At 40.1% G+C, this 24,878-nt stretch carries 28 protein-coding genes and 1 pseudogene; 17 read left to right on the top strand and 12 right to left on the bottom strand.

The window, feature by feature from the left end; translation table 11 throughout:
- Positions 1 to 27 precede the first annotated feature (27 nt).
- From D8854_RS02375 to D8854_RS09980, 6 genes and pseudogenes are all read right to left on the bottom strand, one after another.
- Complete coding sequence (locus D8854_RS02375; protein ID WP_125449381.1) at positions 28 to 267, bottom strand: zinc-ribbon domain-containing protein; 240 nt, start codon at positions 265 to 267, stop codon at positions 28 to 30.
- Positions 268 to 294: 27 nt separating this feature from the next.
- Positions 295 to 1,101: a peptidylprolyl isomerase gene (locus tag D8854_RS02370; protein WP_000731939.1), complete on the bottom strand. Its 807-nt coding sequence runs from the start codon at positions 1,099 to 1,101 to the stop codon at positions 295 to 297.
- Between the two features lie 108 nt (positions 1,102 to 1,209).
- Positions 1,210 to 1,482, bottom strand: coding sequence for a hypothetical protein (locus D8854_RS09780; protein ID WP_260469217.1), 273 nt, complete (start codon positions 1,480 to 1,482; stop codon positions 1,210 to 1,212).
- A gap of 76 nt (positions 1,483 to 1,558) precedes the next feature.
- Positions 1,559 to 1,783, bottom strand: a complete 225-nt coding sequence (locus D8854_RS02360) for a helix-turn-helix transcriptional regulator (protein WP_000159795.1) — start codon at positions 1,781 to 1,783, stop codon at positions 1,559 to 1,561.
- Positions 1,784 to 1,785: 2 nt separating this feature from the next.
- A complete protein-coding gene (locus tag D8854_RS02355; protein ID WP_125449379.1) occupies positions 1,786 to 2,382 on the bottom strand; it encodes a DUF3796 domain-containing protein in 597 nt (198 codons plus the stop codon).
- A 603-nt stretch (positions 2,383 to 2,985) separates the two neighbouring features.
- A pseudogene (locus tag D8854_RS09980) lies at positions 2,986 to 3,217 on the bottom strand (hypothetical protein).
- Positions 3,218 to 3,393: 176 nt separating this feature from the next.
- Here D8854_RS09980 and rpsP point away from each other — a divergent pair.
- From rpsP to D8854_RS02310, 7 genes are all read left to right on the top strand, one after another.
- Positions 3,394 to 3,666: a 30S ribosomal protein S16 gene (gene rpsP / locus D8854_RS02340; protein ID WP_000268760.1), complete on the top strand. Its 273-nt coding sequence runs from the start codon at positions 3,394 to 3,396 to the stop codon at positions 3,664 to 3,666.
- Positions 3,667 to 3,685: 19 nt separating this feature from the next.
- Complete coding sequence (gene kphA / locus D8854_RS02335) at positions 3,686 to 3,925, top strand: RNA-binding protein KphA (protein WP_000379617.1); 240 nt, start codon at positions 3,686 to 3,688, stop codon at positions 3,923 to 3,925.
- A 40-nt stretch (positions 3,926 to 3,965) separates the two neighbouring features.
- Entirely contained in the window at positions 3,966 to 4,295 is a 330-nt protein-coding gene (locus D8854_RS02330; RefSeq protein ID WP_125449377.1) for a MazG nucleotide pyrophosphohydrolase domain-containing protein, read from the top strand.
- A 102-nt stretch (positions 4,296 to 4,397) separates the two neighbouring features.
- A complete protein-coding gene (locus D8854_RS02325; protein ID WP_125449375.1) occupies positions 4,398 to 5,186 on the top strand; it encodes an alpha/beta hydrolase in 789 nt (262 codons plus the stop codon).
- A 30-nt stretch (positions 5,187 to 5,216) separates the two neighbouring features.
- On the top strand, positions 5,217 to 5,735 hold the full coding sequence (gene rimM, locus D8854_RS02320) for a ribosome maturation factor RimM (protein ID WP_001105879.1): 519 nt from the start codon (positions 5,217 to 5,219) through the stop codon (positions 5,733 to 5,735).
- Complete coding sequence (gene trmD, locus D8854_RS02315) at positions 5,725 to 6,444, top strand: tRNA (guanosine(37)-N1)-methyltransferase TrmD (RefSeq protein WP_125449680.1); 720 nt, start codon at positions 5,725 to 5,727, stop codon at positions 6,442 to 6,444. The genes rimM and trmD overlap by 11 nt, the downstream gene beginning before the upstream one ends.
- Positions 6,445 to 6,455: 11 nt before the next feature.
- Positions 6,456 to 6,794: an ATP cone domain-containing protein gene (locus tag D8854_RS02310; RefSeq protein ID WP_001196053.1), complete on the top strand. Its 339-nt coding sequence runs from the start codon at positions 6,456 to 6,458 to the stop codon at positions 6,792 to 6,794.
- Positions 6,795 to 6,819: 25 nt separating this feature from the next.
- Here D8854_RS02310 and D8854_RS02305 read toward each other — a convergent pair whose 3' ends face one another.
- On the bottom strand, positions 6,820 to 7,140 hold the full coding sequence (locus D8854_RS02305) for a hypothetical protein (RefSeq protein WP_125449373.1): 321 nt from the start codon (positions 7,138 to 7,140) through the stop codon (positions 6,820 to 6,822).
- Between the two features lie 102 nt (positions 7,141 to 7,242).
- Here D8854_RS02305 and D8854_RS02300 point away from each other — a divergent pair, with 102 nt between their 5' ends.
- Both D8854_RS02300 and D8854_RS02295 read left to right on the top strand, forming a co-directional pair.
- Entirely contained in the window at positions 7,243 to 7,458 is a 216-nt protein-coding gene (locus D8854_RS02300; protein WP_084948770.1) for a YdbC family protein, read from the top strand.
- Between the two features lie 401 nt (positions 7,459 to 7,859).
- The gene (locus D8854_RS02295) at positions 7,860 to 12,263 is read left to right on the top strand and encodes a Cna B-type domain-containing protein (protein ID WP_125449371.1); all 4,404 of its coding nucleotides are present in this window, start codon (positions 7,860 to 7,862) and stop codon (positions 12,261 to 12,263) included.
- An 86-nt stretch (positions 12,264 to 12,349) separates the two neighbouring features.
- Here the strand turns inward: D8854_RS02295 and D8854_RS02290 are convergent, their stop codons facing one another.
- Together D8854_RS02290 and gor are read right to left on the bottom strand one after the other, a co-directional pair.
- Positions 12,350 to 12,886, bottom strand: a complete 537-nt coding sequence (locus D8854_RS02290; RefSeq protein ID WP_125449369.1) for a biotin transporter BioY — start codon at positions 12,884 to 12,886, stop codon at positions 12,350 to 12,352.
- A 143-nt stretch (positions 12,887 to 13,029) separates the two neighbouring features.
- Positions 13,030 to 14,376: a glutathione-disulfide reductase gene (gor, locus tag D8854_RS02285; protein WP_125449367.1), complete on the bottom strand. Its 1,347-nt coding sequence runs from the start codon at positions 14,374 to 14,376 to the stop codon at positions 13,030 to 13,032.
- Between the two features lie 267 nt (positions 14,377 to 14,643).
- Between gor and D8854_RS02280 the strand changes: the two genes are divergently transcribed.
- The 4 genes from D8854_RS02280 to metG all read left to right on the top strand — a co-directional run bounded on the left by D8854_RS02280 (position 14,644) and on the right by metG (position 19,877).
- Positions 14,644 to 15,798: an efflux RND transporter periplasmic adaptor subunit gene (locus D8854_RS02280; protein ID WP_125449365.1), complete on the top strand. Its 1,155-nt coding sequence runs from the start codon at positions 14,644 to 14,646 to the stop codon at positions 15,796 to 15,798.
- Positions 15,782 to 16,483: an ABC transporter ATP-binding protein gene (locus D8854_RS02275; RefSeq protein WP_125449363.1), complete on the top strand. Its 702-nt coding sequence runs from the start codon at positions 15,782 to 15,784 to the stop codon at positions 16,481 to 16,483. Before D8854_RS02280 ends, D8854_RS02275 begins: the two co-directional genes overlap by 17 nt.
- A 1-nt stretch (position 16,484) precedes the next feature.
- Positions 16,485 to 17,744: an ABC transporter permease gene (locus D8854_RS02270; RefSeq protein WP_125449361.1), complete on the top strand. Its 1,260-nt coding sequence runs from the start codon at positions 16,485 to 16,487 to the stop codon at positions 17,742 to 17,744.
- A gap of 135 nt (positions 17,745 to 17,879) precedes the next feature.
- Positions 17,880 to 19,877, top strand: a complete 1,998-nt coding sequence (gene metG, locus D8854_RS02265) for a methionine--tRNA ligase (protein WP_125449359.1) — start codon at positions 17,880 to 17,882, stop codon at positions 19,875 to 19,877.
- A 16-nt stretch (positions 19,878 to 19,893) separates the two neighbouring features.
- Here metG and D8854_RS02260 read toward each other — a convergent pair whose 3' ends face one another.
- The 3 genes from D8854_RS02260 to coaA form a co-directional block, all read right to left on the bottom strand.
- Positions 19,894 to 20,427 carry a DNA topology modulation protein gene (locus tag D8854_RS02260; protein WP_125449357.1) on the bottom strand — a complete coding sequence of 178 codons (534 nt, stop codon included), beginning with the start codon at positions 20,425 to 20,427 and terminating at the stop codon, positions 19,894 to 19,896.
- Positions 20,428 to 20,479: 52 nt separating this feature from the next.
- Positions 20,480 to 20,716 carry a 30S ribosomal protein S20 gene (gene rpsT, locus D8854_RS02255; protein ID WP_001274000.1) on the bottom strand — a complete coding sequence of 79 codons (237 nt, stop codon included), beginning with the start codon at positions 20,714 to 20,716 and terminating at the stop codon, positions 20,480 to 20,482.
- A 67-nt stretch (positions 20,717 to 20,783) separates the two neighbouring features.
- Positions 20,784 to 21,704, bottom strand: a complete 921-nt coding sequence (gene coaA / locus D8854_RS02250) for a type I pantothenate kinase (protein WP_125449356.1) — start codon at positions 21,702 to 21,704, stop codon at positions 20,784 to 20,786.
- Between the two features lie 234 nt (positions 21,705 to 21,938).
- Between coaA and D8854_RS02245 the strand changes: the two genes are divergently transcribed.
- Genes D8854_RS02245 through D8854_RS02230 form a run of 4 tightly spaced genes read left to right on the top strand, consistent with a single transcriptional unit; the run spans position 21,939 to position 24,861 of the window.
- Positions 21,939 to 22,529, top strand: coding sequence for a class I SAM-dependent methyltransferase (locus D8854_RS02245; protein WP_125449354.1), 591 nt, complete (start codon positions 21,939 to 21,941; stop codon positions 22,527 to 22,529).
- Positions 22,526 to 23,803, top strand: a complete 1,278-nt coding sequence (locus tag D8854_RS02240) for a pyrimidine-nucleoside phosphorylase (protein ID WP_125449352.1) — start codon at positions 22,526 to 22,528, stop codon at positions 23,801 to 23,803. Before D8854_RS02245 ends, D8854_RS02240 begins: the two co-directional genes overlap by 4 nt.
- Before the next feature lie 19 nt (positions 23,804 to 23,822).
- The gene (gene deoC / locus D8854_RS02235; protein ID WP_125449350.1) at positions 23,823 to 24,485 is read left to right on the top strand and encodes a deoxyribose-phosphate aldolase; all 663 of its coding nucleotides are present in this window, start codon (positions 23,823 to 23,825) and stop codon (positions 24,483 to 24,485) included.
- Positions 24,472 to 24,861, top strand: a complete 390-nt coding sequence (locus tag D8854_RS02230; RefSeq protein ID WP_000246111.1) for a cytidine deaminase — start codon at positions 24,472 to 24,474, stop codon at positions 24,859 to 24,861. Before deoC ends, D8854_RS02230 begins: the two co-directional genes overlap by 14 nt.
- Positions 24,862 to 24,878 lie beyond the last annotated feature (17 nt).

Genomic DNA, 24,878 nt, shown 5'->3' with positions numbered 1-24,878 from the left:
CAAGTCGAAATGACTTGGCTTTTTTGACTAGTAATTTAAATAGTTTTCAACTTCAGATTTCTCAATTTCTTTACCGTAGTGGCAAATCGGACAAGAAACGAAGTAACTTTTACCATAAGGAAAAAGTGGAATCCAGTAGAGGGTAAATTTGCGCCCTGTTTCAACAATTTCCCACGTGTCGACATTGTTACAGTGACCACATTCGATCGCAGTTTGCGTATGTCCCAAATCTTTCTGATAACCTTTAGAACTCCAAAATAAAATCATGTCATCGTCTCCTTATCTGTTGATGGCTTATTTTTTGCTGAAATCGTAATCTTTTACCACTTCGATACTATCGATAGTGATAGCAGTAGTTGGTTTGTCTTTTTCATCTTTTTCAGCCTTGGCAATCTTGTCAACAATATCCATGCCGTCGATGACTTGGCCAAAGACTGGGTGTTTGCCGTCTAGACTTGGATTTCCACCTTCTTTATAGGCTTCGATGATTTTCTTTGGATACTTGCTTGTAGGGAGTTTAGCAGAGATATCTGTAGAGTTTTGGTTGATGAAGAACTGGCTACCGTTGGTATTTGGTTGACCAGTATTAGCCATAGCAAGGGCACCGCGGATATTGTATAGGTAAGGAGAGATTTCATTTTTGAAACCAGTTCCCTTGTCCTTCGTTTTATCCTTATCATGCCAGATAGATTGGCCCCCTGTACCATCTCCCTTAGGATCTCCAGTTTGGACCATAAAGCCATCGATGACACGGTGGAAGGTGATGCCGTTATAGTAGCCATCTTTAGCGTGAGTAAGGAAGTTTTCAACTGCTAGAGGAGCTAGTTTGGGGAAGAGTTTGATGCGAATATCACCCTGACTTGTGTGGAGAATGACTTCGGCTTCATCTTCAGCAACTTCCTTAGAAAGTTGAGGGAAGTTGGCATTTTCATTGGTTAAAGCGTCATTCAAATCTTTGGCAGCCTGAGCAGCTGCTTTAGAACTTTCTTCAGCTGAGATACTAGAGTCAACATAGTCATCGCCATGCAGACTGCGTTGGATACTAGTACATCCAGCAAGGGCTACAGTTGATAGTAAAAGAAGGGTTGCTAGTTTTTTCATTGTTTTCCTCTCAAAAATTCATTTCTATCATTGTACCCTAAAAGGAAGTGGATTTCAAATATTTGTGACAAGGTAGTTTAAGAGGAAGCCGACCAGAAAGTCGCTTGATTAGAGATTTTTCTTTGGATGACGGTCGGTAATGTCCTGGTACTGTTCCAGTATCTGCTCTCCCTTTGGAGTCAATTTGTAACCACGAATTGAAAAGTAACTTGCTAATTCTTCTTCTGAAAAGTTGTCACGAAGGGATTGGTCCAAATCTGGAGCCCTCATCTTAGACAGTCCTGTCATTCCCTTGCTTTTCAGAATATTCTTTTTTGTGGTGGCATTTAGATGGTTAAGTGAATCAAAAGCTGTCTTAATGACAGCATAACCTTTTTCCACAGAGTTTTTAGATGCTTTGGGGTATCAATATCATAAGTGTACTCAAAGTATTTAGGAAACCAGGTCTCGAAAAGAATTATGCTTCCTCTTTCTGTCTGAGTTCAAAGAGGTCTTCTACTTTCAGATTAAAAACTTGAGCAATTTTAAGAGCCATTTCCAGCGAAGGATTGTAACGGTTATTTTCCAAGTGCAGAATTGTCTCGCGTCGCATGCCGATGAGGTCGGCTAACTCCTTCTGGGTCATGCCTGTGGACTCACGAACAGATTTGAGATTAGTAATAATCTTGCTTTCTTTGGTCATGCTTATCCTCTCCGTTCTAAGATAAGATAGACAACCGCAAATATGCAAATCAAGGCAGCTATGCTAATAAAGATTTGGCCCATGTAAAGAGTGAGAGACCCCATATACCCAATGATAACTGCTAGGATCATCAGTGCACCTAGTATAAAAACAAACATCAAGCTAGCTGCCTTGGCTAAATTAGCATAAAAGCGTTCGTCCGGAGTTTCCTTGACATTTTTCAAACAGAAAAAACCAAATACAATCACTTCAATAACGAGGCCAATTCCCAAAATCCATTCTTTAATACCAGAACTTTCGCTTGGGGTCGCAACCCAAATCCCTACTGTATAAAAAATGCTTGCTGCAAACAAAAGTATCGTGTAAAACTTAGCAGACAAGTCAAAAATAGTCTTTCCTTTACCTTTCTGACTCTTATGAGGCCATGGTTTCATATGTAGCCAGCCCCAAATAGCTATAATCTGCCCTAACACTGAAATACCAGTAATAACTAACTTGGGTCCCCAACTAAGATTAGAACCAAATAAAACAGTAAAATCAATAAAGAGAGCTGCGGAAATCATTGTAATGAGGCCACCCGTTTTTTGACTTTTTTTCATGATAGACTCCTTTCCTTATGTTAGAAATATTTAACAATCTTTATGTTATAAATATATCACACTTCAATTTGGAAAGCAAGAATTTATCTGTCAATGAGGCAATTATTTGAAAAAATTTTTTAATAAAAGCCCTTGCTAGTTAAACAACTAAAGAATTTTTTGAAGCAATGCATCGGATTTGGTTTGGATAGTTTCGTTAATAATATTTGATGATAAAGAATTTTTGGAAAATCTAGATACTGTATGAATCTCTACTTTTTTTAGACTGTTATTAAGTCTGTCAGAATAAGCATTGTAGGTGTAGAAGTTAATTTTTACAGAATTAAATTATTCCCCTATTTAGAATCTATTAATTCATATTTTATAAATTAATTAGTAGATATTGTTCTTAAAATCCTTGATATTTCGCTGTTTTTAGTCCAATTGAAATCTATACTTTCCAAACCAAGTCTTAAGAAAGCTCGCAAAGCTAGCCAGTTCTCTAAACGTTAAGAACTAGCTACAATACAGCATTTACAACACTTCATATATCACACCATTCAATTAAAAGTTATTCAAATTAGATGAAAATTTATTTTCTGAAAAATCGGGAAAAGGTTGATTTTAAGTGGATTTTGAAATATATTCAAATTGGAGTTTTAAAAACCAGCTTTCGGTGGTAAAAGTACCAAAGTTGATTCTCCAAAGGAGGATAATATCACCTGCCAGAAGATTGTCTTCTATTTCATTTTGGGACAAACTTGGGATTTAGTAGCCAAGTCTCGATATCACGATCAGGAGAGATGTAAGGCTTAACCTGATGGTCTTTGTAAATGTTCTCTAGACTAGTATTCATAAAGTTTCTCTTTCTAATTTATCCCTATTAATCTAATAAATTTCTAAAAAAATAAAAATTTTAAACTCTGTCAAGTTTTTTTCTTGACACCTATCAGAAATCTGCTATAATAGAACATGTGATAAATAGCTCAGCTATCTCACCGAAATAAAAAAATAAGAAAAGAGACATTAAAAATGGCAGTTAAAATCCGTTTGACTCGTATGGGTTCTAAGAAAAAACCTTTCTACCGTATCAACGTAGCAGACTCACGTTCACCACGTGACGGACGTTTCATCGAAACAGTTGGAACTTACAACCCACTTGTTGCTGAAAACCAAGTGACTTTGAAAGAAGACCGCGTTCTTGCATGGTTGGCTGATGGAGCTCAACCTTCAGATACGGTTCGCAACATCCTTTCAAAAGAAGGCGTATTGAAAAAATTCCACGATTCTAAATTCTCAAAATAAGTTTAAAGTAGGTTGACAGATGGATACGATTGAAAATCTCATTATTGCGATTGTGAAACCTTTGATTTCACAACCTGATGCCTTAACTATCAAGATCGAAGACACACCAGAGTTTTTGGAGTATCACTTGGATCTTGACCAAAGCGATGTCGGTCGTGTTATCGGTCGTAAGGGTCGCACTATCTCAGCGATAAGAACGATTGTCTACTCTGTCCCAACTGAAGACAAAAAAGTAAGAATCGTTATCGATGAAAAATAAAAAAAGCGGGACAGATGTCTCGTTTTTTTGTGAGGAGAAGATGAAGGATTTAACGTTTAGACAATTACAAGCTTACTTACTCGAACATTACCAGCAATCTCGAACTGAGGAAGGCCTCTTTATCAAGCTAGTGGAGGAAATCGGAGAAGTAGCCGAGGTCTTGAATGGGCGCTCTGGTCGAAAAGAGGGTGTTCAGGACTCAAATGAGGAACTTGCCAAAGAATTGGCTGATATCATTCATTATACCGTCGCAATCGCAGCTATCAACGATATTGACCTAACCAAAACCATCTTTGACAAAGATAAGAAGGCTGCCATTAAGTACCAACATGAACGAGATTTAGAAAAGTTTTTAGACGCTCAAAGCTAATTGCAGTCACTGTTCTTCAACTTGTGAAAATCCTTGGAACGTGATAAAATAAAGGATAAGGGTTTTTAATAAATAATTGCTATAGAATGAGTAGATTTCTTTATGAAGAGGTTTGAAGTAACTACAAAAATTGGCAGTCTCTTTGTTACTTATAAAAAGAAAAAGAAAGTGCTTGTTTGTTTAAATGGCGCAGGTTTGCTACCTAGTTATGAAAATTTTTCACTTATACTTGAAAAACTTCCCCCCACAATTGGTTATTTGACAATTGATTTTCCAAATACAGGTAGGAGTCCGATTCATGACCAATCTGGAAAAAATCTGGACAATCTTGTAGACGCGGTTTATGAAGTACTTGAAGAATTGGCGATTTCTGAATATATACTTTGTGTACATAGTTTGAGTGGAATTTTAGCTTGCAAATTGCTCAACAAATCAATTAAGTGTCAGGCTTTACTAGCAATTGAACCAACAACTAAAAAAGTAATGTTTTCTGATTTTTCAGAAAATCCCTATCCAGAAATGGAAGAGCAGATGAGGTTGATTGACGAGTATGGTCCTGAACTTTATTTTAAGAATTTAACTCAAGCAACATTTAGTCCTGAAACTAATAAAGAAATCTGGAAAATAATGCAAGAAAAAGGCTCAGAGTTGGAAGATCAAGATACAAAGTTTCGAATATCTGGAGAGATTACTGAGGAAGATTTTGAGAATGTATCTATAGAAGCTCATGTCCCTGTATTTATTTTTTGTCAGGCTTATAGAGAAAAAGAGTACAGAGACTCAGAATATTGGACTTCCAATACTAAACTCATTTTAGGAGGGAATCACCATTATTTACAATGGTCTGAATCAGAAAAAATTGCGACTATTATTCGAGAATTGTCAGAATAAGATGGAAAGAAGGAGAGTACAGGAGACAAGATGAACTACTTTAATGTTGGGAAAATCGTCAATACGCAGGGTTTACAAGGTGAGATGCGAGTCTTGTCTGTGACGGATTTTGCTGAGGAACGCTTTAAAAAAGGGGCAGAGCTGGCTTTATTCGATGAAAAAGATCAGTTTGTTCAAACAGTGATTATCGCTAGCCACCGTAAGCATAAGAATTTTGACATTATCAAATTCAAAGACATGTACCATATCAATGCAATTGAAAAGTACAAGGGTTATAGTCTCAAGGTCGCTGAGGAAGATTTAAACGATTTAGATGATGGTGAATTCTATTATCACGAGATTATCGGTTTGGATGTTTACGAGGGAGATAACTTGATAGGAACTATCAAGGAAATCCTGCAACCAGGTGCCAATGATGTCTGGGTGGTCAAACGAAAAGGTAAGCGAGATTTGCTTTTACCTTACATTCCGCCAGTAGTTCTCAATGTTGATATTCCAAACAAGCGGGTTGATGTGGACATCTTAGAAGGGTTAGATGATGAAGATTGATATTTTAACCCTCTTTCCAGAGATGTTTTCTCCGCTGGAACACTCGATTGTTGGGAAGGCTCGAGAAAAAGGGCTCTTGGATATCCATTATCATAATTTCAGAGAATATGCTGAAAAGGCCCGTCATGTTGACGATGAGCCCTACGGAGGCGGTCAGGGGATGTTGCTCCGAGCCCAACCCATTTTCGATGCTTTTGACGCCATTGAAAAGAAACATCCCCGCGTCATTCTTCTTGATCCTGCTGGGAAACAGTTCGATCAAGCTTACGCTGAGGATTTGGCTCAGGAAGAGGAACTGATCTTTATTTGTGGTCACTATGAAGGGTATGACGAGCGCATCAAGACCCTGGTAACCGATGAAATATCTCTAGGAGATTATGTCTTGACTGGAGGAGAATTGGCGGCCATGACCATGATCGATGCGACCGTTCGCTTGATTCCTGAAGTGATTGGCAAGGAGTCTAGTCACCAGGATGATAGTTTTTCTTCAGGACTCCTCGAATATCCCCAATACACACGCCCTTATGACTATCGTGGCATGGTGGTTCCAGATGTGCTCATGAGTGGACACCATAAAAAGATTCGTCAGTGGCGACTGTATGAGAGTCTAAAGAAAACCTACGAGCGCAGACCTGACCTGCTAGAAAACTATCAACTGACAGCAGAAGAAGAAAAAATGCTGGCAGAAATCAGAGAAAACAAAGAATAAAGGAGAACCTTATGCAAGTAATCAAACGTAACGGAGAAGTTGCAGACTTTGATCCAGATAAAATCTACCAAGCTGTCCTAAAAGCAGCTCAGACGGTTTATGTTTTAACAGATGACCTACGTCAAAACCTAGCTCAAGTCACTAAAAAAGTAGTCTTGGACTTGGAAGAAGCAAAAGTGGAACGTGCAACTATCAGCATGATTCAGTCAATGGTTGAAAATCGTTTGTTGGGGGCAGGATATATCACAATAGCAGAACACTACATTTCTTACCGCTTGCAACGTGATTTGGAGAGAAGTGGTTACGGTGACCACATCGCAGTTCACCTTCATTTTGAACAAATCCGTTAAGAAAAAGAGTGGGATGAAAAGCATCTCACTCTTTCTTAAATCTATTTTTCTGAGCTCTCTGGACAGTAGATGGGACAAAGCGTAGCCTTTTGATGTCAGCGATTCGGATGATACGAGTTACATTTTTTGTAAAATTTTTGACAACAATCTGTTGACGACTGCTATCATATTTGACAATATCACCTGTGAAGCTTGTTTCAGCTAGTATGACATGAACAGCAGTTTGTTTCTGGATGGCTTGTTCAATTGTAGCAATGAGGGAGTCGTTTTCAGAATAATCTCGTTCATCCTGTCCACTGAGAAAGTCTTGTATCTTATCTAAGACATGCTTGAATGTATATCTCATAGGCTTCTCCCCTCTTATATAACCATATTATATAAAATTTTCCTAAAATCTACAAGATTTTACGAATAGACTATAGAAAGCATATCACGTAAAGGAGTTAAAATGGCAGAATTTACATTTGAAATCGAAGAACACTTACTGACCTTGTCTGAAAATGAGAAAGGATGGACCAAGGAATTAAACCGAGTCAGCTTTAATGGAGCACCAGCAAAGTTTGATATTCGTTCTTGGAGCCCTGATCATACCAAAATGGGCAAAGGAATCACTCTTTCAAATGAAGAATTTCAGGTAATGGTCGATGCCTTTAAAGGCAATTAGTAAAAGGATGTTGAGTTTTGGACTCAATATCCTTTTTATTGTTCACCAGAGATAAATAAAATTTGCTATTTTAAGATCAAGAAACCAAAAAATATATGCATTAAATAAATTGTTTGATAAATAAAAATAAACAGGCAAAATACTTGACCCTGAGAGGATACATAGTATAATAGACAATGGTCATATTTTGCTATATTTCCATTCTGACTAAGAGTAGTAATACTTCTGCTAAATATTGAATTGAATACATTGTTTTGACATTGCAAATGATCTAGCCATTTACCTAAAGAATTGTTACATGTAGTAAGCATGTAAGAGATAATATCGCTGAAAGGGGTGTTACTTATTGACAGGAAATGGTGTATGGATCAGTTCATTTTAATGATTTAGAAGGGAAAGTTATGAAATTAAAAAAATTGTGGCTCTATATTTTAACGCCACTTTTAGTTCTGTTTGGTTCTGCTACTTTGACAAATGCAGTCCAAGCAAAAGAGCTAACGAAGGTTATTACTAACGTGAGCATCTGGGAGGTTGATAATAGTAAGTTCTTACAATCTGATTCAAAAGGAGTTTACAATTTATCACCTCAAAAACACAGTTATGCAAACTATAAGTTTGCTACTGATTTCGATTTGAGCCAATATGATGGCAATCTGAATGATGGAGACACATTTACACTAACTGTGCCATCTCCACTAACAGTCAAAGCCGAATCATTTGAGCTTAAAGACAAGGAAACGAATACAGCTGTAGGAGATGTTAAGGTCGTTTCTGATGGGGAAAATAAGGGTGGAAAGGTAACAATCACTTTAAAGAACTTGCAAGATTACCTTGCTAAAAAAGGAGGAGCTCAAGTTCAAGGTGTTAAAGGTACCTTCTATGTCGCTTTTAGTTCAAAGAAAGAACTAGAAGAACAGACTATCAATTTTAACAAGTCTGAAACTAAAAATGAAATCAGCCAAAAAGTTCGCTTTAAAAATGCTGCTGCCATAGATTATTCTGACGGAATTGGTAAAACAAACTTTAACAAATTCAGTGGAACCATCAGTAAAGAAAAATGGGATTCTCCTTTACTTGGTAAAAAAGGTGATTATCTTCATAATTGGAATGTCCGTGTGAATCCTAAACAAGCTGCCTATGATAAACTTGAAATCCACGACTGGGCAGACTCAGACTTTTCACCGATGCAGTTTATTCCAGAAACCTTGACGGTTACTGCTGGATGGTTTGATAAAACTTACACCTTACAAGATAAAACTGTACTACAAGCTGGAACAGATTACCAAATCAAGTGGAACGAATCGTATACAGATTTCACAATCACGATTTTGAACGCGAAGTCTATTACAAAAAATGGGAAACCTGCGGCTTATCTAATCCACTATGATTCGACCGCTCCTGGGGATGGAACCAAAGTTCAAAACAATGTTGGAGTTAAGGGAAATGACAAGGTTCTAACAACCAGAGATGATCAACAAGATACGATTGCGAAGCAAGTGGGAAATTCTACAGTTGCATCAGGTGGTACTATCCAACTGGAAACAGGTTATCGAATCACTCTATACAAGGTAGATGAAAAAACACAAGATCGTCTAAAAGGAGCAAAATTTAAAATTACCCCTCCGGACGGCGCTACTGTTAGCGAAAAAATCACTGAAACAGACGATAATGGTATTGCACAATCGCCAGTATTTTCAGAAGAGGATGTTAAGAAAGGTGAATTCACCATTACTGAGGTTGAAGCTCCTAAAGGCTACCAATTGGATTCTACTCCAATTAAGGTAACAGTCGGTAAAGAAGGTGTTATCAAAACAATCTCAAACAAACGGAACAGCACAAAAGCTCAAATTCAAGCAATTAAAAAATTGATTGGTCGAGCTATGAAAGCTGGAGAGTTTGAATTCGACTTGTTCGATGATAAGACAAACAAAGTTGTTGAAACAGTAACAAATGATGCGGAAGGAAATATCAGCTTTGCTGAATTGACATTTGACAAAGCTGGTACATACAACTACCACATCGTTGAGAAAAAAGCGAACACAATTGAAAAAGGTGTTACTTACGATGCCAATCCTGTTGGCGTTACAGTTACTGTAACAGCAGATGCTGAGGGCAAATTGTCTGCAGCTGTCGCTTACGAAAACGATGATAAGACTTTTGAAAATACATACGCTGTTGAGAAGACTTCAGCTCCTATTGAAGTAACAAAAGCTCTTTCAGGTCGTACCTTGAAAGCTGATGAGTTTGAGTTTGTATTGAAGAACGACGCAGATGGCTCAGAAGTTCAAAAAGTGAAGAACACTGCCGATGGCAAAGTGGCATTCGCTCCAATCGAATACACTGCAGCTGGTACTTACAAATACACTATCGTTGAAACTAACGCTGGACAAACTATTGACGGTGTAACATACGATAGTCTTGAAGTTAAAGTCACAGTAGAAGTTACAGACGATGGTGAAGGAAAACTTACTGCTAACGTAACTTACCCAGCGGACAAAGAATTCAACAACAGCTACGGAGCTTCAAAAACTCCAGCTACTCTTGCAGTTAAGAAAACACTTACTGGTCGTGAGTTGAAAGCTGATGAGTTTGAGTTTACTTTGACAGACCAAGACGGTAATGTGAAAGAAACAGTCAAGAATGACAAAGATGGAAACGTTAAGTTCTCAGTCTTGGAATTCGATAAAGCTGGAACTTTCACTTACAAGATTGCTGAAAAAGCTGGCACTGCTACAGGTATCACCTACGATACGAAAACAATCACAGCTACAGTAACTGTAGCGGATAACGGCAAAGGTGCCCTTGAAGCAACTGTTTATTACGACGATGAAAAAGCATTCAAGAATACTTACACTCCAGCAGGAGCTACAAGTGTAACTCTTGGAGCTAAGAAAGTTCTTGAAGGTAAAGACCTTGAAGCAGGTAAATACAGCTTTGAATTGAAGAAGGAAGATGGAACTGTTGTTGAAACAGTGACAAACGCCGCAGACAGTACAGTGGCCTTCTCACCAATCTCATATGATGAGAGCCAGGTGGGAACTCACAAGTACACCATCTCTGAAGTTGCTGGAACTGAAACAGGAATCACTTACGATAAGACAGTTCAAGAAGTTGAAGTAACTGTTGAAAAAGTAAGCGCAACTGAATTGAAAGCAACTGCTTCAAAAGAAGCAAAAGATCTTGTATTTACAAACAAATACACTCCAGCCAAAACTGCAGTTCCTGTGAAGAAAGTATGGAACGATGCTAACAACCAAGATGGTAAACGTCCATCTTCTATCACAGTTAAATTGCTTGCAGACGGTCAAGACACTGGTGAAACACTTACATTGAATGAAGCAAACGGTTGGGCTGGAAGCTTCACAAACCTTGATGCTGATAAAGGCGGAACACCTATCAAGTATACTGTAGTAGAAGTAACTGTTACTGGTTATACTTCTGACATTACTGGTGACGCTGCATCAGGATTCACCATCACAAATAGCTATTCTCCAGAAACAGTTGATGTAAAAGCAACTAAGAACTGGGATGACGCAAACAACCAAGACGGTAAACGTCCAACCAAGATTACAATCAATCTTTTAGCAGACGGTCAGAAACATGATTCGAAAGAAGTTCAAGCAGCCGCAGACGGAACTTGGACTGTCGAATTCACGAAATTAGCAAAATATAAAGCTGGTAAAGAAATCAAATACACTGTAACAGAAGAAGCCGTAGCAGAATACGAAGCGACTATTACAGACTTTACCATCACAAACAAATATGCTCCTAAAGAAATTGACTACAAGGTAACAAAAGTATGGAACGATGCGAACAACCAAGACGGTAAACGTCCTGAGTCCGTAACGGTTCAACTTTACAAAAAAGTAGGAGATACTGATCCAGTAGCCGTTGAAGGTAAGAAATTGACCTTAACAGCTAAGGAGAAGACTGATGATAACACTTGGGTAGCATCCTTCACCAATCTTCCACAATACGAAGCTGGAAAAGAAATCACCTATTCTATCAAGGAAGTAGATGTACCAGCTGGTTATGAAGCTTCTGTAACTGGTCAAGTAGTGACTAACACTCACAATCCAGAAACAGTCGTTCTTTCAGGAACTAAGGTTTGGGATGATAACAACAACCAAAGTGGCAAACGTGCAGATAAAGTGAAAGTTCAAATTCTTAACGGCGACAAAGTTGTTCAAGAAATTGAAGTATCAGAAGCAACTGGTTGGAAGTTCGAATCAAAAGCACTTCCTAAGTATGAAAATGGTACAGAAATCAAGTACACTGTCAAAGAAGTGGCTGTAAAAGAATATACCTCAACAGTTACTACGGACAAAGATGGTAAGTACACAGTTACCAATGAATACACACCAGAGAAAACATCTGTAAAAGGTAAGAAGATCTGGAAAGATGAAGAGAACAAAGACGGTATCCGTCCAGCATCTATCACAGTGAAACTTCTTGCCGATGGTCAAGACACTGGTAAGACTGCGGTAGCCTCAGAAGCAACTGGTTGGACTTATGAGTTTACAGGTCTTGAGCGTTATAAAGATACTAAAGGTACAGAATTCAAGTACTCTGTAGAGGAAGTGCCGGTTGAAGGTTATTCATCTAAAGTAGAAGGCTTCAATATCACAAATACACACACTCCAGAAAAACCAACACCAGGTAAACCAAATGAGCCAGGAAAACCAGGTCCAAAACCTCAACTTCCTAACACTGGTGAAAAAGCATCTAACGCAACAGTAGTTGCAGGACTTGCTTTGATGGCAGTGACTGGTGGATTGTACTTTGTAAGCCGTAAAAATAAATAATCCCTAGATGAGAGTTGATTTTCAGTTAGTTCTTAGGAAGTAATTGGAAAGGAAATAGTCCAGAACAATTGTTCTGGACTATTCTTTTATCTTGAAAAATATGGAAGGTTTTTTAATCTTTCGAGTAAGGGACGGCTAATGAAACTAATGGCAATAATCTTACCAAGATCAGGAAGGATAAAGGGAAGGACACCGACAGCGAGTGCTTTGTCAAATGGCATTCCAGCAAGAAAGTGGAGACTGAGAATACCTCCGGCAAAGACGAGGGAATCACCCAAGAGGTTGGCTAGGAAAATGCGAATATAGCCACTATTTTGATGGATGAGATAAGATGTAAGCCCCGCATAGACAAGGTCGAACCAAAGATAGCCTGAACTTGGACCGACTAAAACGTGAAACCCAGCTCCTCCCCCTGCAAAGACAGGTAAACCAATAGCACCCAGCAGGAGGTAGAGAGCTACAGAAAGGACAGCTTCTCTAGGTCTAAAAACAGTTGCAATCAGACCGATTGCAAAGTTTTGCAGAGTGAAAGGTACAGGACCGATAGGGAGACTGATTTGTGCCAATACGGCGATGAGAGCAGCACCGATAGCAGGGATAGCATAGATATGAGCTTTTTTCAAAACTGTTAACCTCTTTTTAAAATTATAGTAACTATTATACTAATTCAGGAAGAAAAGTCAACCTATCTTTTGTATTAAGGTAACAATTTTGTAACAGCCGATTTTGCAAGTAAAAAGAGACCACATGGGGTCTCTTTCGTCGATTAGCGCATGGTCACAAATTCTTCTGAAGCGGTTGGGTGGATAGCTACTGTAGCATCAAAGTTCGCCTTGGTAGCCCCCATCTTGATAGCGACAGCGAATCCTTGAATCATCTCATCCACTCCGTAACCAAGTCCATGTAGGCCAACAACCTTTTCGTCAGCACCTGCGGTGATGAGTTTGAAGCGAGATTCTTGACGATGGCTTGTAACGGCAGAGTACATAGATGCAAAGCTTGATTTGTAGACTTTAATGTTATCTTGGCCGTATTCTTTGATAGCTTGATCCTCAGTTAAACCAACGGTTCCGATTGCTGGGTGGGAGAAGACAACAGTAGGGATAGTCGTGTAGTCCATCTTGGCATTTGTTTTGCCGTTGAAGAGGCGCTCAGATAGGGTACGTCCTGCCTTGATGGCTACTGGGGTCAGTTCCTTCTCACCAGTAACATCTCCAAGAGCATAGATGCCATCTACAACTGTATTTTGATACTCATCCACTTGGATAAATCCACGTTGGTTGAGTGTGACGCCAGCCTTTTCTAACTCAAGACCGTCTATATTTGGACGGCGACCGGTAGCCCAGATAACTTGGCTAGCAGTGTGACTAGAGCCGTCTTCAAAATGAATGGTGATACCTTGCTCTGTTTCTTCGAGCTTGATGGGTACCTTGTGTGTGTGCAAAGGTAGACCTGTTTTTTCCATTTCATTGACAAGTCCTTCAACGATGTAGCTGTCAAAACCACGCAAGGGACGATCACGACGGACAAACAAATCCGTTTTTACTCCTAGTGCGTGGAGAACACCTGCTAATTCAACGGCGATATAACCAGCTCCAAGAATCGCAACGGAGTCAGGAAGTTGCTCCCAAGCAAAGACATCGTCTGAGTTACCACCGAGTTCAGCTCCAGGAATAGTTGGGATGCTTGGACGAGCGCCAGTTGCAATCACGATATGTTTGGCACGAATCAATTCGCCATTAACACTGACTGTGTGGGAATCAACGAAATGAGCACGACCTTCAATCAAATCAACACCGTTGCGCTTGAAACTTCCATCATAAGATGAGCGGGCACGATCGATGTAGGCTTCACGATTTTGACGAAGTTTTGCGAAATCAAATTGAACATCTGAACTTGTAAACCCATAGTCAGGGCCGTAGTAGTGGAAGCTTTCAGCGATTTGCGCTCCATACCACATGATTTTCTTAGGAACACAGCCGACATTGACGCAGGTTCCACCTAATTTTTTCTCCTCGATAACAGCTGCTTTAGCACCGTGTTCGCCAGCTCGGTTCATAGTGGCAATGCCGCCGCTTCCTCCACCGATAGCGATGATATCATATTCTCTCATAGAAAACTCCTTATAGCTTTGATAGTCATATTCTATCGTTTTTATTTTTTGAATGCAAAAATCTGCTACGCCCTAAAGAAATAGCAGAAATCACTTGCTAAATATAGAAATAAGGTGTATGATGTTACTAGTACAATTTCGCATAAACCAAATGGAAACAAAGCATGTTTCCTGAATTGTTCTCTTTTCTCTCTGAACAATCATTGTTTAGAGTAGGTAAATTTGCTATAATAGTCTTTGTATTGAAAATAAAATAGGAGTTTTGTGATGAAGGGGAATAAGAAAACTAAAAAATGGCAACTATACACAGCTATTGGTGCTGCAAGTATTATTATAATCAGTGCAGTGGGTATTTTGCTATTTAGACAGCCCTCTCAGGCTGCCGGTAAGGATGACACATCGCGTCTCGTAGTCGCAAAGGAAGGAACAGTTGCATCCTCTGTTCTTTTATCTGGTACTGTCACCGCAAAAAATGAACAATATGTTTATTTGGATGCAAGTAAGGGTGAGGTGGATGAAATCTTGGTTTCTGTTGGAGATAAGGTTGACAAAGGACAAGTGATCGTAAAATACAACAGCACAGAAGCGCAATCTGTTTATGATGCAGCTAACCGTGCCATAGCCAAGGCTGATCGTCGTATCAATGACCTGAAGGAATCACGAAACAACACTCTAGCTGATTCGGAAGAATATGATGATGGAGCACAGGGTTCTTCTGTCTCTTCCATTGATTCTCAGATTAGTGATGCTCGTGATAGTCGTGCTGATGCAGAGGCGCAACTTAAAAAGGCGCAGGCCCAATTGGACGCAACAAAGGTTTTGAGTACGCTAGAAGGTACAGTTGTAGAAGTTAATCGCAATGTATCAAAGTCCACAACTGTTGCAAATCAAGTGATGGTTCATGTAGTAAGTAACGACAATCTACAAGTCAAGGGAGAACTTTCTGAGTACAATCTTGCCAATCTTTCTGTTGGCCAAGAAGTGACCTTCTCTTCTAAAGTTTACCAAGATAAAACTTGGACAGGGAAGATCAGCTTTATTTCAGCTTACCCTAAAAATAGTGGAGAAGGAACGAATGCTATAACTGGGGGGAATACTGGTTCTAAATATCCTTATACGATTGAAGTAACGAGTGAGATTGGTGATTTGAGACCAGGTTTTACCGTTAGTGTTGAGGTTAAAAGTGACAAGAAATCAATCCTCGTACCCTTAACCAGTGTCATTACTGAAGACGGAAAAAACTACGTTTGGGTTGTTGACGAAGAGAATAAGGCTAAGAAAATCGAAGTTAGCCTAGGAAATGCTGACGCAGAAAACCAAGAGATCACATCTGGTTTGACAGACGGAACCAAAGTCATCAGTAATCCAACGACTTCCTTGGAAGAAGGAAAAGAGGTGAAGGCTGATGAAACAACTAATTAGTCTAAAAAACATCTGCCGGAGCTATCGAAATGGTGAACAGGAACTGCAGGTCTTGAAAAATATTAATTTAGAGATTAACGAAGGGGAGTTTGTTGCCATTATGGGACCATCTGGTTCGGGTAAATCTACTCTGATGAATACCATCGGAATGCTGGACACCCCAACTAGCGGCGAATATTATCTAGAAGGCCAAGAAGTGGCCCGTCTAGGTGAAAAGCAGTTGGCACAGGTACGTAACCAACAAATTGGTTTTGTCTTTCAACAGTTCTTTCTTTTGTCAAAGATGAATGCTGTTCAAAATGTTGAGTTACCCTTGATTTATGCCGGAGTTCCAGCTGCCCAACGTCGCAAGTTGGCAGAGGAATATCTGAGTAAAGTAGAGTTGACTGATCGTATTCATCATCTTCCTTCAGAGTTGTCTGGCGGTCAAAAACAACGGGTGGCCATTGCGCGTGCTCTTGTTAACGATCCCTCGATCATCCTAGCTGATGAACCGACAGGTGCCTTGGATACGAAAACAGGAAGTCAAATCATGGAACTCTTGGTTGAGTTAAATGAAGAAGGCAAGACTATTATTATGGTCACGCACGAGCCCGAAATTGCAGCCTATGCAAAACGCCAGATTGTAATCCGTGATGGAGTTATTTCGTCTGATAGCGCTCGTTTGGAAGGAAAGGAGAACTAAGATGCAAAATCTGAAATTTGCCTTTTCATCTATTATGGCACACAAGATGCGCTCCTTTTTGACCATGATTGGCATTATCATCGGAGTCTCTTCAGTAGTTGTCATCATGGCTTTAGGGGACTCTATGTCTCGTCAGGTCAATAAAAATATGACAAAATCTCAGAAAAATATTCAGGTATTTTTCTCACCAATTAAAAGTAAGGACGGTTCCTTTACACAAAAGCAATCTGCACTGACACTATCTGGTAAAGAAGAAGATGTTCACGTAGAACCACCTAAAACACAGGAATCGTGGGTTAAGGAAACTGCCAAACTAAAAGGTGTAGATGGCTATTATGTGACTAATAGTACAAATGTTACTTTGACCTATAAGGATAAAAAGGTAGAGAGAGCAAGTCTGACAGGTGGAAATATGACTTATATGTCTGCTGTAGAAAATAAAATTATTGCAGGTAGGGATCTGAGAGAACAAGACTACCGAGATTTTGCAAGTGTGATTTTGCTAGATGAAGAACTCGCTAAAAGTCTTTTTGAATCTCCTCAGGCAGCACTCAATCAAATCATTTCAGCCAATGGATATAGCTATCGTGTGATTGGTGTTTACTCTAGTCCTGCTGTTAAAAGTGCAAAGATGTTTGGTGTAGGTGGTTTACCGATTACAACCAATACTTCTGTAGCAGCTAATTTTAATGTAGAGGAAATTTCTAATATTGTCTTTCGTGTGAATGATACGAGTCTAACTCCGACTTTGGGGCCAGAACTTGCACGCAAAATGACAGAAATTGCAGGAGTGCAGCAGGGAGAATATCAGGTTGTAGACGAAACTGCCGCTTTTGCAGAGGTTCAGCAAATCTTTGGTTTTATGACCGCTATTATTAGTGCTATCGCAGGAATCTCTCTCTTTGTGGGAGGGACTGGAGTTATGAATATCATGCTGGTTTCTGTAACAGAGCGTACTCGTGAGATTGGTCTTCGTAAAGCATTGGGAGCTACACGGGCTAATATCTTGGTTCAGTTTTTGATTGAGTCCATGATTTTGACCTTATTAGGTGGAGTCATCGGTCTTGTTAGTGCGGCGGGCTTGACCACGCTAGCAGGTGCCTTGTTAAAAAATATGATGGAAGGAATAGAAGTTGGAGTCTCGCTACCGATCGCTCTCTTTAGCTTGGCTGTTTCGGCCAGCGTTGGTATGATTTTCGGAGTCTTGCCAGCCAATAAAGCGTCTAAGCTTGATCCAATTGAAGCCCTTCGCTATGAGTAAGGCATAGAACAGGAAAAACAAGATGGACATTTGTCTATCTTGTTTTTGTATAGATTTCCCTATCGAATATTACTGAAAATATGATATAATGAAGTGTTAGAAAAACAGGTTTCATTTGCCTGGAAAGGAAGAAATATGTCTGAAAAGAATTTTTATATTACAACACCGATTTACTATCCATCTGGTAAACTCCATATCGGTTCTGCCTACACAACCATCGCTTGTGATGTTTTAGCACGTTACAAACGCCTTATGGGCTACGATGTCTTTTATCTGACTGGTCTTGACGAACACGGTCAAAAGATTCAACAAAAAGCAGAAGAAGCTGGCATTACACCACAAGCCTATGTTGATGGGATGGCAGTTGGAGTCAAAGAACTCTGGCAACTACTTGATATCTCATACGATAAATTTATCCGTACAACTGATGACTATCATGAAAAAGTAGTGGCTCAAGTCTTTGAACGTTTACTTTCTCAAGATGATATCTACTTGGGTGAATATTCTGGCTGGTACTCAGTCCCAGATGAGGAATTCTTTACAGAGAGTCAGCTTGCGGAAGTATTCCGTGATGAAGCTGGAAATGTGACGGGTGGTATTGCTCCATCAGGTCACGAAGTGGAATGGGTATCTGAAGAGTCTTACTTCCTTCGCCTCAGTAAATACCAAGACCGTTTAGTCGAATTTTTCAAATCTCATCCTGACTTCATCACTCCTGATGGTCGCCTCAACGAAATGTTACGTAATTTCATCGAGCCAGGTTTGGAAGATTTGGCAGTTTCTCGTACAACCTTTACATGGGGTGTACCAGTCCCATCAAATCCAAAACACGTTGTCTATGTATGGATTGATGCCTTGCTAAACTATGCGACAGCTCTTGGCTACGGTCAAGATGAACACGGTAACTTTGATAAGTTCTGGAATGGAACAGTCTTTCACATGGTCGGAAAAGATATCCTTCGTTTCCACTCGATCTACTGGCCTATCCTTCTTATGATGTTGGATGTAAAATTGCCAGATCGCTTGATTGCCCACGGTTGGTTTGTCATGAAAGACGGCAAGATGTCTAAGTCTAAAGGGAATGTCGTTTACCCTGAGATGTTGGTAGAGCGTTATGGACTAGATCCACTTCGTTACTACCTCATGCGTAGCCTTCCAGTCGGTTCAGACGGAACCTTCACTCCTGAAGACTACGTCGGCCGTATCAACTATGAATTGGCAAATGACCTTGGGAACCTCCTCAACCGTACGGTTTCTATGATTAATAAGTACTTTGATGGTAAAATTCCTGCCTATGTAGAAGACGTGACTGAGTTTGACAATGTTCTTGCTCAGGTAGCTACTGAATCAATTGCTGATTACCATACACACATGGAAGCAGTTGACTACCCACGTGCTTTAGAAGCAGTTTGGACGCTTATCTCACGTACCAACAAATACATCGATGAGACAGCTCCATGGGTCTTGGCTAAGGATGAAGCGCTTCGTGACCAATTGGCAAGTGTCATGAGCCACTTGGCAGCCAGCCTTCGTATCGTAGCTCACTTGATTGAACCATTTATGATGGAAACTAGTCGTGCGGTCATGACTCAACTTGGCTTGGAAGAAGTGGCGAGTCTTGAAAACTTGAGCTTGACTGATTTTCCTGAGGGTGTAACAGTAGTTGCCAAAGGAACTCCAATCTTCCCACGTCTCGACATGGAAGAAGAAATCGCCTATATCAAGGAACAAATGGAAGGCAACAAACCAGCCGTCGAAAAAGAATGGAATCCAGATGAAGTTGAACTCAAACTCAACAAGGATGAAATCAAGTTTGAAGACTTCGATAAGGTCGAAATCCGTGTCGCAGAAGTCAAAGAAGTGTCTAAAGTGGAAGGTTCTGATAAGTTGCTCCAATTCCGCCTAGATGCTGGTGATGGTCAAGACCGTCAAATCCTCTCAGGAATTGCAAAATACTACCCAAACGAACAAGAATTGGTCGGCAAGAAGGTACAAATCGTTGCCAACCTTAAACCGCGTAAGATGATGAAAAAATATGTCAGCCAAGGTATGATCCTCTCAGCTGAACATGATGGCAAATTAACCCTTCTCACAGTTGATCCAGCTGTACCAAATGGAAGTGTGATTGGGTAAAAGCAAAAAACCAACGTTATACACGTTGGTTTTTCTTGTTATGCGCGAGATTTTCTAAGAAGTAATCTATCTCCTTTTGCGACCTGAGGACAATTACTTTCTCAGGGTAGGTTTCTTGAACCTGCTGATAGCGTACTTTAGCATTCTTTGTCCGCCCATCCCAGAGAATCCATCGGATAAAATCCCAGTCAAAGCGTTCAGGACAGCCTGCTGCCATACTTTCTCTGACCTTTCCTCGGTATTTGAGATAACGCTTAAAGGCCCTCAGTAAGCAAGTCCATGGGGAAAAGTTGAGAAAGATGATTTGGTCAGCTTCTAGCATTCTTTTTTCATAGCAACACCAAGAGTAGTTGCCATCGATGACCCAAGCTTCATGCTTTGTGAGAAAGTTTTTCATCTCGTCCAACATCCATTCGCGGTCACTGTCTTGCCAACCAGGTTGAAATTGGAGTGTGTCCATATGCAGTTTGGGGATAGAGTAGTAGTTTGATAACGTTTCAGCTAGAGTTGACTTGCCGGCTCCAGAATATCCTATGATTGCGATTTTCATTTTCTACCTTTTCTTATTAGAGGACAAAAAAACAGCCTCAATGGACTGTTTCTTATTTAGCAAGTTTAGCTGAAAGACGAGCTTTATCGCGGCTTGCTTTGTTTTTATGAATCAAACCTTTAGTTTCTGCTTTGTCGATAGCTGAGCTAGCAGCACGGAAAAGTTCTTCAGAAGGGTTTGCTTCGAAAGCTTTGATAGCAGTACGCATAGCTGATTTTTGAGCTGAGTTTTTTTCGTTTTGTTTAACGTTCAATTCAGCGCGTTTGATAGCTGATTTAATGTTTGCCAATGTTCTTACCTCCATATTTACTAACTATACCATTATATCTGAAAACTCAGGTTTTGACAAGGGGAAATTATTTTTTTAGGTAAATTTCATCGATTTCATGGTTTTTAGCCTTGTGGAGAATGATCTCGGCACGATTCCTTGTCGGTTCGATATAGTTTTGTAGATTTATTAGATTAATGCTGGTCCAGATCTGATGAGCGAAGGCTTCGACCTCTCCAATCGGCATTTGCGTAAAGCGGTGGTAGTAGCTGTTGGGATCATTTTGGGCAAAGCTGAGGAGTTTTAAGAAACGATCCAGATACCAACCTTCAATGTCTTCGACAGCAGCATCCACATAGATGGAGAAATCAAAGAAATCAGTGATGTAAAGGCGCTCATTTTGAGGATTTTGGAAGACATTGATTCCTTCGACAATGACAAAATCAGCAGCTTTGACCCGTTGTTTTTCCCCAGGAACGATGTCATACACTTCATGAGAATAGACTGGAATATCGACATCCTGTCCATTTTTTAGGCGGTCAAGAAAATTCAGCAAGGCTTCCATGCCATAACTCTCTGGAAAACCTTTGCGATTTAAGATACCTTGCTCAATTAAAGTTTGGTTGGGATAGAGAAATCCATCCGTTGTCACTAGTTCTACAGTAGCATCGGCAAGTGTACGGGAGAGAAGGATTTGTAGGAGGCGACTAGTGGTCGATTTCCCCACAGCAACACTACCCGAAACCCCAATAATAAAAGGTTGGGGCTTGCTATCTCTTTGAAGAAAGATTTCTTTTGAGAAAGACAAATCTTCTTTGGCTTTTTTATAGATATGGATAAGGTGAACCAGTGGCAGATAGATGTCGGTCACATCTTGTAGGCTGATTTGGTCGTTAAAACTCTTGATGGAGTCCAGTTCTTCTTCCGTCAAGGGAGGGGTTGTCTTGCGATGCAAGGACTGCCAGGTTTGACGGCTGATTTTCTCAAAATGTAAAAATTCGTTGGTCATAATTTTTCCTCGTTCGATATCTTAGTATATCATATTTCGTAGTCAAAGAGAGAATGAAATTCGATATTTATCATTCTGATTCTTGAAAGCTGCTATAAGTTGCCTCTAACAGGGAAAAATAGAGTGAAAAATACAAAGATCATTTAATTATTATCATAACAGATTTAGTTTGTTTGTTGAATTTCAGCTTTGTAAACGATTTAACATTTCACTAAATTATGGTAAAATAGTTTTATGAGTAAAATGTATTATGCAGAAAATCCTGATGCTGCTCACGACATTCATGAGTTGAGAGTGGAGTTGTTGGGACAAAAAATGACCTTTTTGACGGATGCGGGTGTTTTTAGCAAGAAAATGGTCGACTTTGGGAGTCAGCTTTTATTGAAGTGTCTAGAGGTTAACAAAGGAGAAGCGGTCCTTGATGTAGGCTGTGGATATGGTCCCTTAGGGCTTTCTTTGGTTAAGGCTTATGGAGTTCAGGCAACCATGGTTGATATCAATAATCGTGCTCTAGACTTGGCTCGACAAAATGCTGAGCGAAATAAGGTTGAAGCGAGGATTTTCCAATCTAATATCTATGAACAAGTTGAAGGAAAGTTTGACCATGTTATTTCCAATCCGCCTATTCGAGCGGGTAAACAAGTTGTTCATGAGATTATCGAAAAGAGCATGGAATTTCTGGAGGACGGTGGAGACTTAACAATCGTTATCCAGAAAAAGCAGGGTGCTCCTAGCGCCAAAAACAAGATGGAAGACGTGTTTGGCAATTGTGAAATCGTCAAAAAAGATAAGGGATATTATATCCTTAAGAGTGTGAAATCATGAGAGCAGTTGATGTAATCCAAAAGAAACGAGATGGTCAAGAATTGTCTTCAAGTGAAATCAAGTGGTTGGTAGAAGGTTATGTGGCTGGATCAGTCCCAGACTATCAAATGTCTGCCTTTGCTATGGCGGTTTATTTCAAAGGAATGACCACGCGTGAGATTTCTGACCTGACGATGAACATGGTTAAGACGGGGCAAGAGTTTGATTTGTCAGCCATAGAGGGCATCAAAGTAGATAAACACTCGACAGGTGGCGTTGGTGATAAGGTGACCTTGATTTTAGCTCCTTTAGTAGCCAGTTTTGGTGTTCCAGTAGCCAAGATGAGTGGTCGTGGACTAGGACACACTGGAGGGACCTTGGATAAGTTAGAAGCAATCAAGGGCTACCAAGTGGAACGTAGTCAAGAGGATTTCATCAAACAGGTTCAAGATATTGGTGTATCTGTCATTGGTCAGTCTGACCAGCTGGTTAAAGCAGACAAACTTCTCTATGCTCTTCGTGATGTGACAGCAACTGTCGATACGATTCCTTTAATTGCTAGTTCTGTCATGAGTAAGAAAATAGCTGCTGGGGCAGATGCCATTTTGCTAGATGTGACTGTCGGTGAGGGTGCCTTTATGAAGACTGTTAAGGAGGCGCGCGAATTGGCTCAAACCATGGTCGATCTTGGAAAGGCTGTTGGAAGAAAGACAGTAGCAGTTATTACCGATATGAGTCAACCCTTGGGTCGAGCTATTGGCAATCGTCTCGAAATTCTAGAAGCAATCGAAATTCTTCAAGGAAAAGGTCGAGAAGATATCAGTTACTTTATCTGTGAACTAGCTCAGATTATGCTTAGTTTAGCAGATGTTGAGAAGACGGTAGAAGAAGTACGTCAACACCTTGAAAATGGACAAGCCCTTGCCAAATTTGAAGAAATGGTGGCGGCTCAAGGCGGTGATCTAGAAGATCTCTACCGACCAGTAAATGTTGCACATGTAGTGGATATCCCGGCTCAAGAGACAGGTGTCATTTCAGCCCTTCCAGCTATGGATTTTGGCCTATATGCCATGAGATTAGGAGCTGGTCGCGCAGTCAAGACTGATGCTTTAGACTATGAAACTGGAATCGTTTTTGAGAAAAAAGTTGGAAATCCTGTTCAGAAGGGTGAAATTGTCGCAAAAGTATATACAAATGGAAAAATTTCTTCTGAACTAGTTACAGAATTTCAAAAATATGTTAAAATAAATGATGGAGTGCAAAGTTTACGAGAAATTATAGAAATTATCTCATAAAACCAGGGAGAATCCGAATATGAAGTTAAATAAATATATCGATCATACGCTTTTGAAGCAAGATGCGAGTCAAGAACAAATTGATCGTTTGCTATCTGAAGCGCGTGAGTATGACTTTGCCAGCGTATGTGTCAATCCCACATGGGTGAAGCATGCGAAAACAGAGCTTGATGGTTCAGATGTAAAGGTTTGTACAGTAGTTGGTTTCCCTTTAGGAGCAACAACTTCAGCTGTGAAAGCTTTTGAAACAAAAGAAGCTGTCCAAAATGGTGCAGATGAGATTGATATGGTTATCAATGTTGGTGCCCTCAAATCAGGCAATCTGGATTTAGTTGAATCGGACATCCGTGCTGTCGTAGAAGCAAGTGGTGATAAGTTGGTTAAGGTCATTATTGAAGCTTGCTTGTTGACAGACGATGAAAAGGTTGTGGCCTGTCAATTATCCCAGAAAGCAGGTGCTGACTTTGTCAAGACATCTACTGGCTTTTCAACTGGTGGTGCCACTATTGAGGATGTTCAGTTGATGCGTAAAACAGTCGGGCCAGATATGGGAGTTAAGGCAGCTGGTGGAGCGCGTTCTTACGCGGATGCTCTTGCCTTTGTGGAAGCAGGCGCTACTCGTATCGGAACATCAGCTGGCGTGACCATTTTAAAAGGAGAATTGGCAGATGGCGACTACTGAGTTAATTGAACTAGCAATTGAAACCAGCAAACAAGCCTATGTCCCCTATTCTCACTTTCCCATCGGAGCTGTTTTAGTAGCCAAGGATGGTAGTATTTATACGGGTGTGAACATCGAGAATGCTAGTTATCCCTTGACTAATTGTGGAGAACGTACTGCTATTTTTAAAGCAGTTTCAGAAGGGCAACGGGAATTTTCAGAATTGATTGTCTACGGACAAACTGAAAAACCTATCTCGCCATGTGGTGCTTGTCGCCAGGTCATGGTTGAATTTTTTGAACAAGATCTAAAGGTGACACTTGTCGCCAAAGATAAATCGACGGTCGAGATGACGGTCGGGGAGTTACTTCCATACTCATTTACAGACTTAAATTAGTCTGGGCCACTCTTGTA

This window comes from Streptococcus mitis, assembly GCF_003943905.1.
Lineage (GTDB): Bacteria > Bacillota > Bacilli > Lactobacillales > Streptococcaceae > Streptococcus > Streptococcus mitis_BC.
Note: the sequence above shows the minus strand (reverse complement) of the source record. Positions and strands in the feature narration are given on the sequence as shown.

Coding starts and splice junctions, on each gene's coding strand:
- D8854_RS02375 (WP_125449381.1), bottom strand. CDS start 267: ATGATTTTATTTTGGAGTTCTAAAGGTTATCAGAAAGATTTGGGACAT.
- D8854_RS02370 (WP_000731939.1), bottom strand. CDS start 1,101: ATGAAAAAACTAGCAACCCTTCTTTTACTATCAACTGTAGCCCTTGCT.
- D8854_RS02360 (WP_000159795.1), bottom strand. CDS start 1,783: ATGACCAAAGAAAGCAAGATTATTACTAATCTCAAATCTGTTCGTGAG.
- D8854_RS02355 (WP_125449379.1), bottom strand. CDS start 2,382: ATGAAAAAAAGTCAAAAAACGGGTGGCCTCATTACAATGATTTCCGCA.
- rpsP (WP_000268760.1), top strand. CDS start 3,394: ATGGCAGTTAAAATCCGTTTGACTCGTATGGGTTCTAAGAAAAAACCT.
- kphA (WP_000379617.1), top strand. CDS start 3,686: ATGGATACGATTGAAAATCTCATTATTGCGATTGTGAAACCTTTGATT.
- D8854_RS02330 (WP_125449377.1), top strand. CDS start 3,966: ATGAAGGATTTAACGTTTAGACAATTACAAGCTTACTTACTCGAACAT.
- D8854_RS02325 (WP_125449375.1), top strand. CDS start 4,398: ATGAAGAGGTTTGAAGTAACTACAAAAATTGGCAGTCTCTTTGTTACT.
- rimM (WP_001105879.1), top strand. CDS start 5,217: ATGAACTACTTTAATGTTGGGAAAATCGTCAATACGCAGGGTTTACAA.
- trmD (WP_125449680.1), top strand. CDS start 5,725: ATGAAGATTGATATTTTAACCCTCTTTCCAGAGATGTTTTCTCCGCTG.
- D8854_RS02310 (WP_001196053.1), top strand. CDS start 6,456: ATGCAAGTAATCAAACGTAACGGAGAAGTTGCAGACTTTGATCCAGAT.
- D8854_RS02305 (WP_125449373.1), bottom strand. CDS start 7,140: ATGAGATATACATTCAAGCATGTCTTAGATAAGATACAAGACTTTCTC.
- D8854_RS02300 (WP_084948770.1), top strand. CDS start 7,243: ATGGCAGAATTTACATTTGAAATCGAAGAACACTTACTGACCTTGTCT.
- D8854_RS02295 (WP_125449371.1), top strand. CDS start 7,860: ATGAAATTAAAAAAATTGTGGCTCTATATTTTAACGCCACTTTTAGTT.
- gor (WP_125449367.1), bottom strand. CDS start 14,376: ATGAGAGAATATGATATCATCGCTATCGGTGGAGGAAGCGGCGGCATT.
- D8854_RS02280 (WP_125449365.1), top strand. CDS start 14,644: ATGAAGGGGAATAAGAAAACTAAAAAATGGCAACTATACACAGCTATT.
- D8854_RS02275 (WP_125449363.1), top strand. CDS start 15,782: ATGAAACAACTAATTAGTCTAAAAAACATCTGCCGGAGCTATCGAAAT.
- D8854_RS02270 (WP_125449361.1), top strand. CDS start 16,485: ATGCAAAATCTGAAATTTGCCTTTTCATCTATTATGGCACACAAGATG.
- metG (WP_125449359.1), top strand. CDS start 17,880: ATGTCTGAAAAGAATTTTTATATTACAACACCGATTTACTATCCATCT.
- D8854_RS02260 (WP_125449357.1), bottom strand. CDS start 20,427: ATGAAAATCGCAATCATAGGATATTCTGGAGCCGGCAAGTCAACTCTA.
- coaA (WP_125449356.1), bottom strand. CDS start 21,704: ATGACCAACGAATTTTTACATTTTGAGAAAATCAGCCGTCAAACCTGG.
- D8854_RS02245 (WP_125449354.1), top strand. CDS start 21,939: ATGAGTAAAATGTATTATGCAGAAAATCCTGATGCTGCTCACGACATT.
- D8854_RS02240 (WP_125449352.1), top strand. CDS start 22,526: ATGAGAGCAGTTGATGTAATCCAAAAGAAACGAGATGGTCAAGAATTG.
- deoC (WP_125449350.1), top strand. CDS start 23,823: ATGAAGTTAAATAAATATATCGATCATACGCTTTTGAAGCAAGATGCG.
- D8854_RS02230 (WP_000246111.1), top strand. CDS start 24,472: ATGGCGACTACTGAGTTAATTGAACTAGCAATTGAAACCAGCAAACAA.